Annotated in this window: 5 protein-coding genes; 2 read left to right on the top strand and 3 right to left on the bottom strand. The window is 72.1% G+C overall.

All coding sequences use genetic code 11. The annotated features are described in order from the left end of the window. Both ABZ914_RS48755 and ABZ914_RS48750 read right to left on the bottom strand, forming a co-directional pair. A partial coding sequence (locus tag ABZ914_RS48755; RefSeq protein WP_500201420.1) for a MarR family winged helix-turn-helix transcriptional regulator occupies window positions 1–380 on the bottom strand: 380 nt, incomplete at its 3' end. Window positions 381–485: 105 nt separating this feature from the next. Then, entirely contained in the window at window positions 486–1,637 is a 1,152-nt protein-coding gene (locus ABZ914_RS48750; protein WP_500201419.1) for an erythromycin esterase family protein, read from the bottom strand. Between the two features lie 90 nt (window positions 1,638–1,727). On the opposite strand from ABZ914_RS48750, the gene ABZ914_RS48745 reads away from it, so the two are divergent. Beyond that, window positions 1,728–2,432, top strand: coding sequence for a TioE family transcriptional regulator (locus tag ABZ914_RS48745; RefSeq protein ID WP_500201418.1), 705 nt, complete (start codon window positions 1,728–1,730; stop codon window positions 2,430–2,432). A 19-nt stretch (window positions 2,433–2,451) separates the two neighbouring features. Here ABZ914_RS48745 and ABZ914_RS48740 read toward each other — a convergent pair whose 3' ends face one another. Continuing rightward, a complete protein-coding gene (locus tag ABZ914_RS48740; RefSeq protein ID WP_500201417.1) occupies window positions 2,452–2,958 on the bottom strand; it encodes a winged helix-turn-helix transcriptional regulator in 507 nt (168 codons plus the stop codon). Between the two features lie 69 nt (window positions 2,959–3,027). On the opposite strand from ABZ914_RS48740, the gene ABZ914_RS48735 reads away from it, so the two are divergent. Next, on the top strand, window positions 3,028–3,408 hold a 381-nt coding region (locus tag ABZ914_RS48735; RefSeq protein ID WP_500201416.1), incomplete at its 3' end, for a methyltransferase domain-containing protein.

Genomic DNA, 3,408 nt, shown 5'->3' with positions numbered 1-3,408 from the left:
AGCCGCTCCACCAGCGGCGCCAGGTGCCGCGCCCGGTCGGCGCGGCGCGACCGCCAGATCCGGCGGCCCGCCTCGGTGATGTGGACCAGGACGGCGCGCCCGTCGTCGGGGTCGGGGCGGCGCTCCACCAGCCCGTCCCGCTCCAGCCGCGTGACGAGCTGGGTGATGCCGGGCTGGCTCACCTGCTCGGTTCTGGTCAGCTCGGTCATCCGCACGGGACCGCCCGCCGCGAGCGTGTCCAGCACCGACAGCGTCGTGAACGGCAGCTTCTCCAGCATCGGAATCCGGATGTAGAACCGGTTGAAGCTCTCGATCGCGGCGGTGAAGGCGTCCACGTCGAAAGCGTCGACGTCCAAGGCGTCGTCCGAGGTGTCGTCCACACCCGAAACCTATCGCCGTTCCCCGGCCCCGCAGCCTCCGCCGCCAGCCGTCGGGCCGCGGCTGCGCGAGCTGCGGGGCCGGAGCGGAGCCGCCCTCACCGCCCCCTACGGATTCGGGGCGGCCGTCGACGCGTCGCTGATGTGCAGGACGGCGTCCGCCGTGTCGATGATCTCCTGGCCGAGCGGGAAATAGGTCTGCTGCTGTGCAGCGTCCGCTCGCGGTCCGGTGGCGGCGATCGAGGCGGCCTCTACCAGGCCCCACGTGTCGACACGGCCCTGAAGCGAACCTTCGTAGGTGTCCGGGGCCGGCTCCTGAATATCGAGGATCCCGCTGCGTCCCAGGCTTCCGGCGACGAAAACGTACCGCTCGTCCACCAGGGACCCGAGAATGGCGCCCACACCGATCCAGCTGAGCTCCATAGTCCCCATCGGCATGACGCAGATGTTCCGCTGCAGGTGGAGATTGTGCGCGAAGACGAGCGTCGGCCCCCGCCGGGCCTCGATGCCGCGGATGTCGAGGAGATTCCGCGCCATCAGCGCGTCCCGGGTTCCTCCCAGCAGGGAGATGCGGGCGGCCTGCTCCAGGCGCTGGGCCGACTGCTTGTGATACCGCAGCAGACCGAGGCCGGCGGTGAGGTGCGTCTTCGCCCGGTACCACTCGGCGCGCGACGTCGCCGCGATCAGTTCCGGTGCGCGCGCGTAGAGCGTGTTGAGCATGTCGTCGGCGATCGAGCGCAGCCTCTCGGCCTCGGGCGTCTCACCGACCGACATGGCCGGGTCCATGACCGCCTCCATGCGGCTCCACCGCCCGTCCTCGCCCGTCAGGCCCGCGATGTCATGGTCGAGGGCCAGGTAGTCGCGGGCATGTTCGAGGTAGGTGCGGGGGCTGGGCGCGCTGGTCGTCTCCATCGGGGCGTCGAAGCCGTGGAAGGCGACGCGTTCCGAGGCGGGCCGGTCCCGGTTGTACTCGCGCATCCAGGCGACCAGCCGCCTGTTGGCGTCCAGGTCTCCGAAGCCGTGCGAGAACCCTCCGCTCATCACGGCGTCGAGGCTTCCGGTGCCGTGCTGGACGAAGTCGTCCACGGCGAGCGCAGCCACCCGATCGGTCTCCAGGGCGATCGACCGGAAGCCTCGGTCGACCAGTTGGGCGAACAGCTCGTTGCGGACCCGTCCGAAGGCGGGCTCGAGATGCGTCGGCTCACCGAGCCCCAGCAGGTCGCATGACGCGGGTACGAACCCGCAAATGTCCTGGGTCATGTGTCGCAATCGTATCTTTGAAAATTCGGTTGAGACTTTGGCCGCATCTTTCGCCTTGGAGCCCGCTAAAGTCTCAAACGGTGATGACACTTGCGACCAGCTGACCTCGCGCGCGAGCACGGCATCTCGACCCAGGCGGTGCGCAACTACGAGCAGGACGGCTTCCTCCCGCCCGCCGGGCGCACGCGCAGCGGGTACCGGATCTACACCGAGGCGCACGCGGCGGCGCTGCGCGCCTTCCTCGCCCTCGTCCCCGCGTACGGGCACGCCATCGCGGGCCAGATCATGAACGCCGTGCACGACGGCGACCTCGACGGCGCGCTGAAGATCATCGACCTCGGTCACGGCCGGCTGCTCCGCGACCGGGACACCCTCGACGCGGTGCGGCAGGCCGTGGACCACCTGATCGCGGACTCCGGCGCCCGGCCGGACCCGCCCGGGCGCCCCGAGACCCTCACCATCGGCGAACTCGCGCACCGGCTCCAGGTCACGGCCGCGACCCTGCGCAACTGGGAAAGCGCGGGCATCCTCGCGCCCGCCCGGGACCCGGCCACCGGCTACCGCCTCTTCCGCGCCGACGACGTCCGCGACGCCGAACTCACCCACCTGCTCAGGCGCGGGGGCTACCCGCTGAGCCACATCCGCACGGTGGTCGAGCAGGTCCGGCAGGCCGGCGGGACGGGCGCCCTGGCCGCCGCCCTGGACGGCTGGCAGCGAAAGCTCACCGCGCAAGGGCTCGCGATGCTCGACGCGTCCGTCCAGCTGAGCCACTACCTGGCCGCGTCCCACCGATGACGTCGGCGCGGCGCATCGGTCAGGTGGCGGTTCCGCGGGCGGCGATGAGGGGGCCGATGACGCTGGTGCCGGGGCCGATGCGGCCGCCGGGACCGGGAAGCTGGGTGGTGTTGTCGGCGGTCAGCTCGTGCCCGCAGTGGGCGCACGCGGTGACGGCCTCGGTGTCGTGCCCGCACTCCAGGTGGTGGATGCGCACGGGCGGCCCGGACTCCCCGTACCAGCGGTCGCCCCACCGCATCAGGGCGAGCAGGACCGGATACAGGTCCTTGCCCTTCTCCGTCGCCAGATAGTGCTCGCGAGGCGGGTGGTCCTGGTAGCGCTCGCGGACCAGCACGCCCTCCTCCACCAGCCGGGCGAGCCGGGCGGCCAGGACCTTGCGCGAGATGCCCAGGTCGCGGGCCAGGTCGTCGAAGCGGGTCACGCCCACCAGCACGTCGCGCATGATGAGCGCCGTCCACGCGTCCGCGAACAGGTCGGTGGCGCGCGCGATCGAGCACGCGACGTCGGTGAGCGGGGTCCTGGTCACCCGCCCAGACTACCCGGGTTCCCTTAGGGGACTAAGCTAGGTTTCCTTAGGGAACCAACGGGAGGCGACATGGGACCGACCATCGAACTGGACTCGCGTACGACCGGCGCCATCGACGGGCGCCACATCCGGGCCCTCACGTTCCAGGACGTGCGGCTGGAGTACGTGGGCTCGGTGCTGCGCCGGCTCGGGATCGACCCGGCCGGGCGGTCCGCCCTGGTGGTCGGCAGCGGGCGCGGGCTGCTCGCTCGGGGGCTGGCCGGGCTCGGCCTCACCGTCGTCGCGCTGGACCCGTCCCCCGAGGCGACCGCGATGGCGCGGGAGGCGGGCACGGCGGGGGGGGGGGGGGGGGCGCCGCGGCCCCCGCGGGCCCCCCGCGGGGGCCCCACCCGCCCACGACGCCGGCGGCGAACGCCCCACCCACAGAAATACCCACCCGACCCCACCGGC

Source organism: Spirillospora sp. NPDC046719 (assembly GCF_040645715.1).
GTDB lineage: Bacteria > Actinomycetota > Actinomycetes > Streptosporangiales > Streptosporangiaceae > Spirillospora.
This window is presented reverse-complemented; position numbering and strand designations above follow the sequence as displayed.

Bases quoted from the DNA above. Each gene is read 5' to 3' on its own strand.
- ABZ914_RS48750 (WP_500201419.1), bottom strand. From the start codon at position 1,637: ATGACCCAGGACATTTGCGGGTTCGTACCCGCGTCATGCGACCTGCTG.